The sequence below is a fragment of the Nocardia gipuzkoensis genome, from assembly GCF_021183645.1.
GTDB lineage: Bacteria > Actinomycetota > Actinomycetes > Mycobacteriales > Mycobacteriaceae > Nocardia > Nocardia abscessus.
The window spans coordinates 1,982,263-1,995,912 of the sequence record NZ_CP089225.1 but is presented as its reverse complement, the minus strand read 5'-3'; the positions used below and the strand labels follow the sequence as shown (position 1 = coordinate 1,995,912).

Here is a 13,650-nt window from a genome sequence, read left to right as displayed (position 1 = left end):
CCGAGGGCCGCCTTCGTTCGATCGGACGGGGGCGGCCCTCGGGCTGTCTACGGCCAATTTCGATACAGTACGTACTGTATTGTTGTGTTATGAATACCGATAACGGCTGGCCGGACTCGTTGCGCGTCGCGCAGGTCCGGATCGCTCGCCCGACCGACCGGCTCGACGAGGTGGTGCGGTTCTATGTCGAAGGGCTGGGCCTGCGCGAGCTCTACCGATTCCACGACCATGCGGGGTACGACGGGGTGATGCTCGGATTGCCCGGCGCCGGATACCATTTGGAGTTCACCACGCACGTGGACGGCAGCCCCGGCGATGCGCCGAGCGCGGAGAACCTGTTGGTGCTCTACTTCGAGGGCGAGTCGCACATGTACGACGTGGCGCAGCGGCTCGATGAGTTCGGCGTCGAACCGGTGGCCGCCGAGAATCCGTTCTGGGCGGCCAACGGCGGCTTGACCTTTCCCGACCCGGACGGCTGGCGGGTCGTCCTGATGCCGCGGCCGGTCTTCTGATGGCGGGACGAACCCGCGACGACCGCATCGACGCCGCGGTGCTGGGCGCCGCACGCGAACTGCTCGACGAGGTCGGATACGCCGACCTGTCCATCGGCCGGGTCGCCACCAGGGCGGGCCTGCATCGTCCCGCCATCTACCGCCGATGGCCGTCCAAGCGGCACTTGGTGGTCGACGTCGTCGCCGACCTGCTCGGCCTGCGACCGACCCCGGACACCGGTGACCTGCGCGCCGACCTGATGCACGCGATGCGCGAACTCGTCGCCGCACTGCGCGATACCTCGCTGCACCGGGTACTGCCCGCGCTGGTCGCGGACCTGGCCGGCGACGAGCAGTTGCGCGCCCACTTCCTGGCCACCGTGTTCGAACCGCGAAGGCGGACCACGGCCGCGGCGCTGCGATCGGCCATCGCGCGCGGTGAAGTAGATCCCGGCATCGATCTCGATTTCGTCCTGGACTCGATCGCCGCGCCGATCTACTACCGGGCCCTGTTCGGGCACCTGCCGCTGTCGGAGGAACTCGCCGAGCAGTCGGTCGCGGCGGTGCTGCGCGCGATCACTCGGTGACGGCGGCCAACGTGCTGAGCGTCGCGAGCACCTCGGTGGCGGCGTCGGCGACCGAGTCGACCTCGGCCATCGCCAGCGCGGCGGACGTGGCGGCGCGCACATGGGGCACCAGCGCCAAGCAGGCCGCCGTGGCGGCACGATCGGCCGGGATGAACTCCGCGTCGTCCTGCGCGGCGGATTGCCATGCGGCGGTGGCGATCACCTCGTGCAGCCAGTTCAGCAGTTCCAAGCGCAGCGGTTGCGGCTCACGCAGCCAGGCGCGGGTGTAGGTCACGTCGGTGCGCTCGTGCAGCAGGGCGCCGAGCACGACCTCGGCGGCGGGCGCGGTGACGGAGTAGATGGACCCCTGGTGCAGCACCGAGGAGAACAGGAAGACCGTGCCGCGCGCCTGATCCTCGACAGTCGCGCTGATCAGGTCGGCGAGCATGGCGGGAGCGTCGCCCGCGGACCCGTGGGCGTGCGCCAGCCCAGCCCAGTCCGTCTCGCGCAGCACGGTCGCGGCGCGCTCGTGGTAGATCGGGGCGAGAGCGGCCGCCGCCCGCGTGCGGGCTTCGGCATCAATCGAATCGAGCGCACGCTGGAAGGCTGCCAGCGCCACCTCCGGCTCGCCTAGCCGGTCGCTGAACACCCCGACGTCGACACTGGCTCGAGCGGCGACCGCGGGATCGTCCGATTCGGCCATGGACCGGCTGACCTCCCTGGCCCCCACCAGATCGCCCGCCTCGCTGAGATGCTGGACCAGATCGCCCGCGGCGACCAGGGACTGATCCCCGGGCCAGCCGTCGATGACAGCGCGGTAGGCGGCTTTCACGCCGTCCAGGTCGCCCTCGGTGCGCAAGAGGTAGGCCAGGTTGGACAGGGCGAGCCGGGCGATGTCGCCGGGACCGGAGCCGATCGCATGCTCGTAGGCCGTGCGCGCCGCGTCCGAGTCGCCGCGCTTGGCTCGTGAGTAGCCGAGATTGATCCAGGCCCTTGGCGCGGCATCGGGATGCCCGGACTCGGCGGCGCGCTCGTACATCGCCTCGGCCGCCGCGGTGTCGCCGCGCTCGGCCAGCAGCAGGCCGAGATTGTAGGCGGCGCGCGGTGCGGCGTCCTCGTGGCCGGAATCGACCGCCACGTGATAGGCGCCTTCCGCGGCCGGCTTGTCACCCGCCGCGCTGAGCAGTCCGCCCAGCTCCGCGGCGGCCAGGGGCGCCCAGTTCGGATGACCGGAGGCGATGGCGATCTGGAACGCCTCGCGCGCGGCCACCACATCGTTTCGCCTGCGGTGCATCTTGCCGAGGTCGAAGGCCAGGTCCGGCGGCCGCTTCAGCATTGTTCCCATCCAGCCTCGGCACCGAGTGGTGCGAATCGTTTTCCGAGAGTTCTACATCGGCGGGCGACCCATGGCTACCCATGCCGTGGGATAGGCCACTTCGCGGGCGGCTTGCGGAAGGCGAAAACCCGGACTCGGATGCGGGGGTTCAGTCGGTGCCGCTCTCGGCGGCGAGTGCTCGCAGCCCGGCGATCAGATCGTCGGACGAGGGGGCGTGCTCGGGATCGATCAGCCACTGGGCCATGAGGCCACCGATCAGCGCGTGCAACACCGCGCCGATCGCGCGGTCGGCTTCGGCGCCGCGGCTGGGGCCGAACAGCTGCCAGATCTCTTCGCGTGCGCGTCGCTGGGCGACGGCCAACTCCGCGCGCACCTCGGGGGAGTGCAGCGCCTGCGCCATGCCTTCCACGTTCGCCGACCACAGCGGCCGATCCGCGGTGAACGACGCGATCAGTTCGCGCCAGAAGGCTTCCAGGCGTGCCGCCGGGGCAGCGGCGGAGCCGTCGACCGGCAGCGCCGCGGCGATCCGCTGCACCGCTTCCGAACTCGACTCGATCATCGCCTGGTTGAGCAACTTGTCGCGGGTGCCGAAGTGGTAGTTGATCGCCGCCAGATTGCTGCCGGAGGCGGCGACGATCTCGCGCACGGTGGTTCGTGCGTAACCGCGCTCGGCAAGGCACTGCTTGGCCGCGGCGAGGAGGTCTTCCCGGGTTCCCACTCCTGCACCCTAGCAGCGCGCCATACGCACGTTTATTACAGATGTTTCAAACAAACGTATGTGACAATTGTTTGAAACGCGCGTATGTTCGGGGCATCGTCCGCACGAGGAAAGAACGAGATGATGACCGCGCTGCGCGCCCTGTCCCCCTTCGAAACCAGCTACTTCGGCTCCGAGACCAGAATCGGCAGCGTCCCGGTCGGCGGCATGCCGCTGTTCATCGGTTCGACCGTCGAGGGTGCCCTCGATGTCACCGCTCTGCGCCGGGTGCTCGCGGAACTCGCCGCCGCGCACCCGCTGCTGCGCAGCAGGCAGTCGGTGGACGCCGAGGGGGTGCGGTGGTTCCGGCGCGACGACTCCTACCTGCCGCGCCTGGCGATCACCGAGGGTGGTGAGGCCGAGTACCTGGAATTGGTGAATTCTCCGCAAGACTGGAACGACGGGCTGTTCCACGCCCGTCTGCTGCGCGAAGGCGACCGCGATCGCGTCGTGCTGATCGTCCACCACGGCATCGCCGACGGCAGATCCGCTTTCGCGCTGCTGGCCGAGCTGTGGGAACGCTACACCGCGCAGGTGACGGGTTCGCCCGCACCGCAAGCGGATCCGGATCAAGACCTGCCCGAAGCGATGGACACCCGGCTGGCGCGGATCGTCTCCGACGCTGAGGTCGCGGCGCTGCTCGACCTGATCCGCGCGGCCGCCGCGATGATGAGCCCGGACCTCGCGCCACGACACCTGCCCGAGCTCGGCGACGGCGTCGGTACGTACCCGCCGGGACGGTTGACCCTGGACCGAATCGAACTGGACCACGAGGAGACCGCCGCGGTGGTCGCGGCCGCCCGCGCCCACGGCCTCACGGTGAACAGCCTGATCGGCGGAGCGGCCTTCGTCGCGTTCCGTACGCAGTGGGAACCGACGGCGGGCGCGCTGTCCATGGTGTGCGGCCACGCGGTGGACGTCCGCGCGGATCTGGTGCCGCCACTGACCGCGAGCACCGTGCTCAACTGCGTCTCGGGAGCCGACCCGATCGCGCTGGCGCAGACGGTAGCGACGGGGATGCGGGCCTCGGCCGACCGCAGGGAAGCGCTGGGGATGATGCTCGTCGCCCAGCGCGCCACCGACCCGGCCACGATCGCGCTGTTGTCGGCGCCGAACACCTTCACCATCTCCAATATCGGTCGGTTGCCGGCGCATTCGACTCCGCCGGGTGTGCGGATCGTCCGGGACGACGTCTTCGCCATGGCGGCGGGCATGCCGCCCAAGCTGACCGTGTTCACCGTCGGCGGCAGGATGACCATCCAGGTGGAGTACGACACCGCGCTGCACAGCAGGGACCAGTTGGGTGCGGTACGACAGGCGCTCACCCGGGCACTGACCTCCGTGCCCGCCGCCTGACCTCGCACGGATCCGGCCGCGGGTTCACTCCGGTGGCGGGTTGCGGCGGCCTGCCAGCCGAAGAGTCAACTGCCTGGCGAAGTTCCGGCGGCGCTTGGGCGGGCCGGTGCGGTCGAGGCCCGCCTCCACGTCGGCCTGGACGTCGTAGCGACGGATGTAAGCGCCCGAGAACGCCTGCACGGTCGCGGTCACCGGAATGGCGAGCAGTGCGCCGGTCGGGCCGACCATCGCGGCGCCCGCCAGAACAGCGCCGAAGGCGACGGCCGGATGCATGTCCAGGGTGGTCGCGGTGATCCGCGGTTGCAGCACATAGTTCTCGAACTGCTGGTAGAGCAGAATGAAGCCGAGAATCCACAGCGCCGTGCTCGGGCCGTGCACCAACCCGACGATCACCGGGAGCGCACCGGCGAGATAGGTGCCGACCGTGGGGATGAACTGGGAGACCACGCCGACCCACAGCGCGAGGGCGAACGCCGACGGCACGTCCAGAATCCGCAGGACCACGTAGTGGGCCAGCGTCGAGGCGAGCGCGAGCAGTCCGCGCGAGTAGATGTAGCCGCCGGTCTTCTCCACCGCGATGTCCCAGGCGCGCAATATATGTCGCTGTCGGCGCGGCGGCAGCAGCGAGCAGACGGCGGTGCGGATCCGGGGGCCGTCGGCGGCGAAGTAGTAGGTGAACAGCAGGATGCCGAGACCTTGGAAGAGCGCGCCGAGCGCGGCCGTGCCGATGCCCCAGACGTTGCCCGCCAATCCGGTGAGGTAGCCCTCCAGGGTCGAACTCCAGTCGGTGGCGTACTTCTGGATGTCGGTACTGGACACGTCCTGATGAAAGGTGCTGTTGATCCACTCCACGCCTCGGTCGGCGTATTCGGGAGCGTTCTTGACCAACGTGGTGACCTGCTCGACCAGCAGCGCGCCGAGCGTCCAGAGGAAGGCGACGACCAGAGCGGTCAGGATCAGGAAAACCAATCCGGTCGCGGGACCGCGCCGCATACCGCGCCGCGCCAGCCAGTTCACCGCGGGCTCGATCGCGAAGGCGAGGAACAGGGAGACCAGCAGAACCGTCAGCAGGCCCTGCAGGCGCTCGAGCACCCAGAAGGCCGCCAGCAACCCGGTGATCGTCGCCGCGGCGAGCAGGAACGCGCGCGGCAGCCACGGCGGCATGCCACGCGCGGCGCCGGCCGGGCCCGCCGTCTCGTCTTCGTCCTCCGCAGACACAAGGCCAAGGTACCCACGCCACGACCGGTTAGCGGACGGACACCGCGCGACCGCGCCGGTGCGGCGAGCAGGCTCACATGGTCGAGACGTCGATGACGAACCGGTAGCGCACGTCGCTGGCCACGACCCGGTCGTAGGCGCCGTCGATCTCGTCGGCGGCGATCAACTCGATCTCGGCGCCGATGCCGTGCTCGGCGCAGAAGTTCAGCATCTCCTGGGTCTGCGCGATACCGCCGATCATCGAACCCGCCAGCGAGCGGCGGTACCCGGCCAGGTGGAACGACCTGACGCTCAACGGTTTCTCGGGAAGACCGAGGATCACCAAAGTGCCGTCCAGATTCAGCAGGCGCAGATAGTCGTCCACCGGCAGGTTCGCCGACACCGTGTTGAGGATCAGATCGAATCGGCCGCGCAGCTCGCGGAAAGTCTGCTTGTCACTGGTCGCGTAGTAGCCGCCTGCGCCGAAGAGCCTGCCGTCCTCCTGCTTGCTCAGCGAGTGGCTCAGCACGGTGACCTCGGCGCCCATGGCGGCCGCGAGCTTCACCCCCACGTGGCCGAGCCCGCCCATGCCGACGATCGCGACCTTCTTGCCCGGTCCGGCGCCCCAGTGCCGCAGCGGCGAGTACAGCGTGATGCCCGCGCACAGCAGCGGCGCGGCCACGTCCAGGCCGATCCCCTCGGGAATGGCGACCACGAAGTTCTCGGTCACCACTATTTGCGTGGAGTAACCGCCGAGGGTGTGGCCGCCGGGCTGCACGGCCGGGTCGACCACGGTGTTGTAGGTCATGGTCGCGCCCGCGGCGCAGTACTGCTCCTCGTCGGCCAGGCACGGCGCGCACACTCCGCAGGAACCGACCATGCAGCCGACGCCGACCTGGTCGCCGACCCGATACCTGCTCACGGCGGACCCGACCGCGGCGACCACGCCCGCGATCTCGTGCCCCGGCACGCAGGGGTAGCTGGTCCTGCCCCACTCGTTGCGCGCGGTGTGGATGTCGGAGTGGCAGATACCCGCGAACTTGATGTCGATCAGCACGTCGTGCGGGCCCAGCTCCCTGCGCTGGATCGTGACCTTCTCGAACGAGCCATCGGAGGCGGACAGGGCGTAGGCGGCGGCGGTGCTCATGAGGACATGCCTACCGTCGCATGGATGCCGTTGCCAACTGCGACACGAAAAAGACATGCTCACAGGCCATTTTTCCGGCGCGGTCGCCGGTTCGATGATCGTCGGCGGCGTTCTTGGCGACAATGGAGTCGGTGAGCGGTTCGGCCGAGGCGGGAGAGCCATGGACGAAGAACGGCAGCAGTGGACCGGGGTGCGGCGCAGGCGGGGTCGCGGCCGGGCGTACATCCTGGTCGTCACCCTCGTGCTCGCGATGGCCGCCTTCCTCGGGTACCGCGGCGAGCTACCGGCCCCGAACCGGCCCGCTCCCGCCGAGCGCGTGGCCTCGGTCGGATTCGCTCCACCCGCGCCGCTCGATCCCGGCCTGGTCACCGCGGCGGTGCGCCCCGCACTGGTCAACATCAACGCCTCGGCCGAGCGGTCCGGGCCCGGCGCGGCCGGGTCCGGCATCGTCCTGACCGCGGACGGCGAGGTGCTCACCAGCCATCACGTGGTCAAGGGCGCGGACACCGTGACCGTCACCGACGTCGGCAACGGCAAGGTCTACAACGCGGTGGTGCTCGGCTACGACGCAGAGGCCGACATCGCGCTGCTGGACCTGCCCGCGGCCGCCGAGTTGCCGATCGCGACCATCGGCACATCGGCCGGATTGCGCCTGCGAGAGGAGGTCCTGGCGATCGGCAACGCGGGCGGGACCGGCGGCACGCCGACCGCCGTGCACGGTCCCCTCACCGACCTGGACAGCGCGATCGTGGCGGTCAACGCCGCCGATCTGTCCCGCAAGGCGCTCAGCGGCATGCTGGAGGTCGAGGCGGCGGTCACGCCGGGACAGTCCGGCGGGGCGCTGGTGGACCGGAACGCGTCCGTGGTCGGTGTCATCGCCGCGGCATCCGGCGACGGGGCACGGACGGCCGACCAGCCCGCGAACGGCTACGCGGTGCCGATCGACGCGGCGATGCGAGTGGTCCAGCAGATACGCTCCGGCACGCCGACCGACACGGTGCACGTCGGCCCGACGGCCACATTGGGTGTGCTCATCTCCAACGCCCTGCCCGTCGGCACGGGCGCCCGCGTGGACGTGGCGATCTCCGGCATGCCCGCCTATGCCGCCGGGCTGGCCGCGGGCGACGTGATCACCTCGCTCGACGACCACGTCGTCACCAGCGCGCAGTCGCTGCGGGCGGCGTTGAACACGCGCAAGCCGAACGACACCGTCCGATTGGGCATCACCGGCGCGTCCGGCGAGCGAACGGTGCGGGTGGTGCTGGTCGCAGGTCCGCCGAACTGATCGGAGCGGGGATCACACCAGCGACAGCCAGTAGTCCTGGAAGCGCAGGAACACCAGCAGCAGCACCACCGCGAAGAACAGCGCGACGATCGTCCAGCGCCACTCGGCGAGCACACCGAGCGGGCCGCGGGAGCGCCCCCACAGCTGGTCGGTGCTCACCGCGAGCAGCGGCGTGATGATCGCCCAGACCACCATGCAGTACGGGCACAGCGCGTTGATCCGGTACAGGCTTTCGAAGATCAGCCAGCAGACGAAGCCGACGCCGAGCAGGGTGCCCAGCCACACTCCGCCCCAGACCCAGCGCGGGAAGCCGACCCCGGCCACCGAGAGCACCCCGAGCGTGACGACGACGGAGAACCCGACGACGCCCATCAGCGGGTTCGGGAACCCGAAGACCGAGGCCTGGTCGGTCACCATCACCGACCCGCAGGACAGGATCGGGTTGATGCTGCACGACGGGGTGTAGCCCGGATCGGTGAACAGCTTGAACCGTTCCACGGTCAGTGCCACCGCGGCCAGCCAGCCGGCCAGCCCGCCGATCAACAGGACCCAGGCGGCCCGGGGCCCCGCGGTGATCACTGGCCCGCGGCGGCGCTGATCACGGGCGCGAGGCCGCCGGGGCCGAAGATCTCCTGGCTGGACTCGACCTTCTTGCCGTCGACGAACACCGAGGGGGTCGACTGGATGCCGCTGTCCAGCACTTCCTTGGTGCGGGCCTGGATGTACTTGTCGTACTTGTGGTCGGTGATGCACTGGGCGACCGCGTCGTCGGTGTAACCGGCGCTCTTGGCGATCTGGATCAGCTGGTCGTCGGACAGACCCGCGCCGCCCTCCGGCGGCTGCTGCGCGAACATCGTATTCAGCCAGTTCTGGTACTTCGACGGGTCGGCCTCGGCGACGCAGTAGGAGGCGCTGCCCGCGCGCGAGGAGTACCGCGTGGTGGACGCCTTGTCCAGGAACGCGATCACGTTGTACTCGACCACCGCGGTGCCGTTGTTCACCGCGTCTTCGAGCACCTGGCCGTTGGCGGCCTCGAAGGCCTTGCAGGCGGGGCACTGGAGGTCGGCGACCACGCGCACACTGACCTTCGCGTCCGGCTTGCCGATCCGCACGGCGCCGCTATCGGTGATCGAGGCGGGCACGGCGCCCGCGTTCGTGGTCGCGGGGATGGACGGAGCGGCGCCGGGATCGTCCTTGCGGGCCTTCTTCACCGCGATGCCGATGCCGATGGCCGCGATCAACGCGACGAGCACGGCGGCGACGGCCACCTGGATCAAGATCTTGCGGTTGCGGTCGGCGCGTTCCGCCGCCAGCAGCGGGTTCGACTTCCCACCCTGGTTTTTGCTCACCGTGCGTTCACCACGCCTTTCGCTCGCCGGACATTCCCTGCCGCCACGATCGTAGATCCGCCGGCCACGTCCCCGCGTGATCGGGCCACACCGGTCATCATGGTCGGCCTACCTGAGAGATTCCGAAACATCCGGCCCGCCGCCGCTGATTTCGGCCGGATCGCAGGCGGCGGCACGTTCAGCGCGGTGTGATGCCGGTGAGGACCAGATCGACGGCGTCGCGGGCCAGGCCGGGCGGCAGCTCCGCGCCCAACTGCGTGACGTGCAGGTGGACCAGGCCGCCCAGCGTCAGCATGGTCAGCCGGGGATCCACCGTCGCCGCCACGTCGCCGCGGGCGATGGCGCGCCGGACGATCTCTTCGGACGACGACAGCCGCCGCACCCAGAATTCGCGCCGGATCGCCTCGACCTCGGGGTCGGACTCGGCGATCACGGTGCCGCGGATCAGGGCCCGGCCGGACGGCGTTCCGGCGAAACGGATGAGATCGGTCACGAACCGCTCCAGATCGCCGCGCAACGTCCCGGTGTCCGGTAGCGGGATCTCCTCGGCCACCCGGGACAGCAGTGCGTCCAGCAGCAACCGCGGCAGTGTCTTCCACCGCCGATAGATCGAGGTCTCGTGCACGCCGGCGTCCGCGGCGACATCGGCGACCCGCACGGTGGCGATGCCCGCCGACTCGATGCGGGCCAGGGTCGCGTCGAGTACGGCTCTGCGCAGACGTGCGCCGCGGATCTGTGCGGGGGAGTCACCCATCGGGGGATTGTCGCAACTCCTCTTGCGTTGTGGTGGCGCGGCCTCTAGCGTGGCGCTATCGCAAGTCGACTTGCGATAGGAGAGGGGAGTGGCATGGAGTACGTGGTCACCGGGCGCTGGCGGGGTGAAGCACGTGGCGAGGTCGCGGTATTTCGCGGGATTCCTTACGCGCGGGCGGAGCGATTCGCCGCGCCGGAGCCCGTCGCCGCGCCCGAGGGGGTGTACGAGGCGACGCGCCGGTACGCGATGGCGCCGCAGTTGCCGGGGCGGCTGGAGAGCGTGATGGGGCGGGCGGAGCCGCTGGAGCAGTCGGAGGACTGCCTCGCGCTCACCGTCACCACCCCCGTGGGCGCGCAGCCGGGCACTCACCCGGTGCTGGTGTGGTTGCACGGCGGCGCCTATCTGGCGGGCAGCGGGCAATGGAATCTGTACGACGCGGACCGGCTCGCCGGCGAGACCGGCGTCGTCGTGGTTTCGGTGAGCTATCGGCTGGGCGTGCTCGGATACCTGCGCGCGCCGGGCGTCTCGGCGGGCAATCTCGGCCTGCGCGACCAGATCGCGGCGCTGCGCTGGGTGCGCGAGCACATCGCCGAGTTCGGCGGCGATCCCGAGCGCGTCACCGTGGCGGGGCAGTCGGCGGGCGCGCAGTCGGTCGTCGCGCTGCTGGGGATCGCGGCGGTTCGGCCGCTGTTCGCCGGGGCGATCGTGCAGAGCGCGCCGTTCGGCGTCGGATTCCACAGTCACCGGCAGGCCGAGCGGGTGGGCGCGATGTTCCTCGCCGAACTCGGCGCCGATCCGTGCACCGCGCCGGTACCGGAACTGCTCGCGGCGCAGGGCCGCACGGTGCGGCGGTGCGCCGGACCCGGCACGGTGAACCCGGCGCCACCCTTCTTGCCCGTGGCCGACGCCGGACCGCTGCCCGACGAGCACACGTGGCGGTCAGCGGTGCGGGACGCGGCCACCGATCTGCCGGTGCTGCTCGGGTGCACGGCCGAGGAGGCGCGGGCGTTCTACGGCGGCCCGCATCCGGTCTTCGGCAGGGTACGGCGGCTGCCGGTGATCGGCGCCCGGCTCGACGCGGCGGTGCAGCGCCTGATCGGGCGAAAGGCGTTCGAGCACGGCCTGTTCCGCTTCGCCGACGAACTGGTCGAGGCCGGAGCGCGCGTGTACTGCTACCGGATGGGGCAGCTCCACCCGGCGAATCCGTATGGCGCCTGCCACTGCATCGATCTGCCGCTGCTGTTCGCCGACGGCGGCACTTGGCACACCGCCCCGATGCTCGCGCCCCTCACGGTGGCGGAAATCGACGCGCTCGGCCACCGAACCCGCGGCTACTGGGGCGAATTCGTGCACACCGGACGGATCGCCGACACCGGTTGGACGCCGCACCGACCGGGTTCGCGTTCCGTCCGGCAGTTGCCCTGAGCGCGCTCACGGGTCCGCCGGTCCGGCTCGTCGGCGCGGGCCGTCTCGGAGGAGGCGGGCGAGCTGTGCGGAACCGGCCGACTTCCGGGGTGGCGCCGGACGTCTCGCACGATAGATCCGCATCCGCCGAGCGCAGCGGGTAGGAAAGTGGGATGACTGTTCTCGGTGCCGTGTTCCGTCCGCAGAATCCGCCCGAACTGCTGCGCGCGGCGGCCGACGTGGCCGAAGCGACGGGACTGGAGGAGCTGTGGCTGTGGGAGGACTGCTTCCTGGAGAGCGGGATCGCCTGCGCCGCGGCCGCGCTCGCCTGGACCGACCGGGTGCGCGTCGGTATCGGACTGCTGCCCGTGCCGCTGCGCAATGTCGCGCTCACCGCCATGGAGGCGGCGACGCTGCATCGTCTGTTTCCCGACCGGTTGATGCTCGGCGTCGGGCACGGCGTGCAGAGCTGGATGGCACAGGTCGGCGCACGGGTCGAGTCGCCGGTGACCTTGCTGAGCGAGCACCTTGCCGCGTTGCGTGCTCTGCTGGCCGGTGAGCAGGTCACCGTGGCGGGCCGCTACGTGCATCTGGACGCCGTCGCGCTGGACTGGCCGCCCGCGACTCCGCCGAAGGTCGCGGGCGCGCGCGGTCCGCGCTCGATCCGGCTGTCCGGTGAGTACGCCGACGGCACGCTGCTCGATTCGATCACCGATGCCGACGGCGTCCGGGCCGCACGCACGCTGATCGACGAGGGGCGCGCCGCGGCCGGGCGCACCGACCGCCACCACGTGGTGGCGAACCTGCTCGCGGTCACCGGCCCGGATGCCGAAGCCCGCCTGGCCGCCGAACGCACCCCCGTGCATGCGCCGGGAGCGGGCGTGGCGGGTGACGCGCACGCGATCGCGGCGGCCGTCACCATGCTGGCCGAAGCGGGCGCCGACACCGTCGTCTTGCAGACCACCGCCGACGATCCGGATCCCGCCGCCTATCTCCGGTTCGTCGCGGAGCAGGTCCGGCCTTTGATCCCGTGAGCCTGCGACGCTCGGCCGCTGCCACCGCGCCGGATTCACCCGTTCCGGTACGCCGCGGTTCGGTACCGGCGCGGCGCTCGGCGGCCCTGTCGCCGGAAACGCGCCGACCGGCGACGACCTAGGCTCGTGCCAACCGCCGCTTCTGCTGCTCGACGTCGAACCGCGGCGGGGGCCAGTCGAGTTCGAGCCGCTCCAGCGCCGCGATCAGCAATTCGGTGACCGCGAGGCGGGCGAACCACTTGCGGTCGGCGGGCACGACGTGCCAGGGCGCGTACTCGGTGGACGTGCGGTCCAGCATCGCCTGGTACGCCTCCTGGTAGGCGGGCCAGAACGCGCGCTCGTCGATATCGGACGGGTTGAACTTCCAGAATTTGTCCGGCCGTTCCAGTCGCTCGGCAAGGCGCCTCTTCTGTTCGTCGAGCGAGACGAACATGGCCACCTTCACCAGCGTGGTGCCCTCGTCCACCAATTCGCGCTCGAACGCGTTGATCTCGTCGTAGCGCGGCTCCCACACCGTCGGCGCCACGAGGTTGTGCACCCGCACCACCAGGACGTCCTCGTAGTGCGAGCGATCGAAGACACCGAGCTGACCCGCGCGCGGCAGTGCCTTGCGGATGCGCCACAGGAAGTGATGGCGTCGTTCCTCCGGCGTCGGCACGCCGAACGCGGCATGGTCGACCCCCTGCGGGTCGACCGAGCCGATGACGTGCCGGACGATGCCGCCCTTGCCCGCCGTGTCCATGCCCTGCAACACCAGCAGCACGCTGCGCCGATCTCCGCCGGAGCGGCCGTTGGCGTACAGCTTCTCCTGGAGATCGGACAGCACCAGGCTGCGTTCGGCGAGCAGTGCGGCCCCGGCCTGCTTGGCACCGGTGAATCCCGGCATCGCGGAGGTGTCCAGCTCGGCGACCCGCAGGCCGTCGGCTCTCAGTGCCTCGGTAGGCGGGACCGTCCAGTGCTTCGGCATGCCGTAA

14 protein-coding genes are annotated in these 13,650 nt (G+C 70.4%); 6 read left to right on the top strand and 8 right to left on the bottom strand.

All coding sequences use genetic code 11. The annotated features are described in order from the left end of the window. Nucleotides 1-89: 89 nt before the first annotated feature. Both LTT66_RS09140 and LTT66_RS09135 read left to right on the top strand, forming a co-directional pair. Entirely contained in the window at nt 90-512 is a 423-nt protein-coding gene (locus LTT66_RS09140; protein ID WP_233065876.1) for a VOC family protein, read from the top strand. Beyond that, the gene (locus tag LTT66_RS09135) at nt 512-1,078 is read left to right on the top strand and encodes a TetR/AcrR family transcriptional regulator (RefSeq protein WP_233065874.1); all 567 of its coding nucleotides are present in this window, start codon (nt 512-514) and stop codon (nt 1,076-1,078) included. The genes LTT66_RS09140 and LTT66_RS09135 overlap by 1 nt, the downstream gene beginning before the upstream one ends. Here the strand turns inward: LTT66_RS09135 and LTT66_RS09130 are convergent. Together LTT66_RS09130 and LTT66_RS09125 are read right to left on the bottom strand one after the other, a co-directional pair. Then, nucleotides 1,068-2,402, bottom strand: coding sequence for a tetratricopeptide repeat protein (locus LTT66_RS09130; RefSeq protein WP_233065872.1), 1,335 nt, complete (start codon nt 2,400-2,402; stop codon nt 1,068-1,070). The two genes, LTT66_RS09135 and LTT66_RS09130, sit on opposite strands and share 11 nt — an antisense overlap. Before the next feature lie 139 nt (nt 2,403-2,541). Beyond that, the gene (locus tag LTT66_RS09125) at nt 2,542-3,111 is read right to left on the bottom strand and encodes a TetR/AcrR family transcriptional regulator (protein WP_233065870.1); all 570 of its coding nucleotides are present in this window, start codon (nt 3,109-3,111) and stop codon (nt 2,542-2,544) included. 120 nt (nt 3,112-3,231) lie between these two features. Between LTT66_RS09125 and LTT66_RS09120 the strand changes: the two genes are divergently transcribed. Continuing rightward, nucleotides 3,232-4,506, top strand: a complete 1,275-nt coding sequence (locus tag LTT66_RS09120; RefSeq protein WP_233065868.1) for a phthiocerol/phthiodiolone dimycocerosyl transferase family protein — start codon at nt 3,232-3,234, stop codon at nt 4,504-4,506. A gap of 24 nt (nt 4,507-4,530) precedes the next feature. Here the strand turns inward: LTT66_RS09120 and LTT66_RS09115 are convergent, their stop codons facing one another. Both LTT66_RS09115 and LTT66_RS09110 read right to left on the bottom strand, forming a co-directional pair. Further along, nucleotides 4,531-5,724, bottom strand: coding sequence for an AI-2E family transporter (locus LTT66_RS09115; protein WP_233065866.1), 1,194 nt, complete (start codon nt 5,722-5,724; stop codon nt 4,531-4,533). Between the two features lie 73 nt (nt 5,725-5,797). After that, a complete protein-coding gene (locus LTT66_RS09110; RefSeq protein WP_233065864.1) occupies nt 5,798-6,850 on the bottom strand; it encodes an NAD(P)-dependent alcohol dehydrogenase in 1,053 nt (350 codons plus the stop codon). A 160-nt stretch (nt 6,851-7,010) separates the two neighbouring features. On the opposite strand from LTT66_RS09110, the gene LTT66_RS09105 reads away from it, so the two are divergent. Beyond that, the gene (locus LTT66_RS09105) at nt 7,011-8,135 is read left to right on the top strand and encodes a S1C family serine protease (protein WP_233065862.1); all 1,125 of its coding nucleotides are present in this window, start codon (nt 7,011-7,013) and stop codon (nt 8,133-8,135) included. 12 nt (nt 8,136-8,147) lie between these two features. Here the strand turns inward: LTT66_RS09105 and LTT66_RS09100 are convergent, their stop codons facing one another. From LTT66_RS09100 to LTT66_RS09090, 3 genes are all read right to left on the bottom strand, one after another. Next, the gene (locus tag LTT66_RS09100) at nt 8,148-8,711 is read right to left on the bottom strand and encodes a vitamin K epoxide reductase family protein (RefSeq protein ID WP_408638832.1); all 564 of its coding nucleotides are present in this window, start codon (nt 8,709-8,711) and stop codon (nt 8,148-8,150) included. Next, the gene (locus LTT66_RS09095) at nt 8,711-9,484 is read right to left on the bottom strand and encodes a DsbA family protein (protein WP_181721544.1); all 774 of its coding nucleotides are present in this window, start codon (nt 9,482-9,484) and stop codon (nt 8,711-8,713) included. Before LTT66_RS09095 ends, LTT66_RS09100 begins: the two co-directional genes overlap by 1 nt. Before the next feature lie 178 nt (nt 9,485-9,662). After that, nucleotides 9,663-10,238 carry a TetR-like C-terminal domain-containing protein gene (locus LTT66_RS09090; protein ID WP_233065860.1) on the bottom strand — a complete coding sequence of 192 codons (576 nt, stop codon included), beginning with the start codon at nt 10,236-10,238 and terminating at the stop codon, nt 9,663-9,665. Between the two features lie 93 nt (nt 10,239-10,331). Here LTT66_RS09090 and LTT66_RS09085 point away from each other — a divergent pair, with 93 nt between their 5' ends. Together LTT66_RS09085 and LTT66_RS09080 are read left to right on the top strand one after the other, a co-directional pair. Further along, complete coding sequence (locus LTT66_RS09085) at nt 10,332-11,663, top strand: carboxylesterase family protein (protein ID WP_233065857.1); 1,332 nt, start codon at nt 10,332-10,334, stop codon at nt 11,661-11,663. A 152-nt stretch (nt 11,664-11,815) separates the two neighbouring features. Beyond that, on the top strand, nt 11,816-12,676 hold the full coding sequence (locus LTT66_RS09080; RefSeq protein ID WP_233065855.1) for an LLM class flavin-dependent oxidoreductase: 861 nt from the start codon (nt 11,816-11,818) through the stop codon (nt 12,674-12,676). A 118-nt stretch (nt 12,677-12,794) separates the two neighbouring features. Here the strand turns inward: LTT66_RS09080 and LTT66_RS09075 are convergent, their stop codons facing one another. Beyond that, nucleotides 12,795-13,643: a polyphosphate kinase 2 family protein gene (locus LTT66_RS09075; RefSeq protein ID WP_233065852.1), complete on the bottom strand. Its 849-nt coding sequence runs from the start codon at nt 13,641-13,643 to the stop codon at nt 12,795-12,797. Between the last annotated feature and the right edge of the window lie 7 nt (nt 13,644-13,650).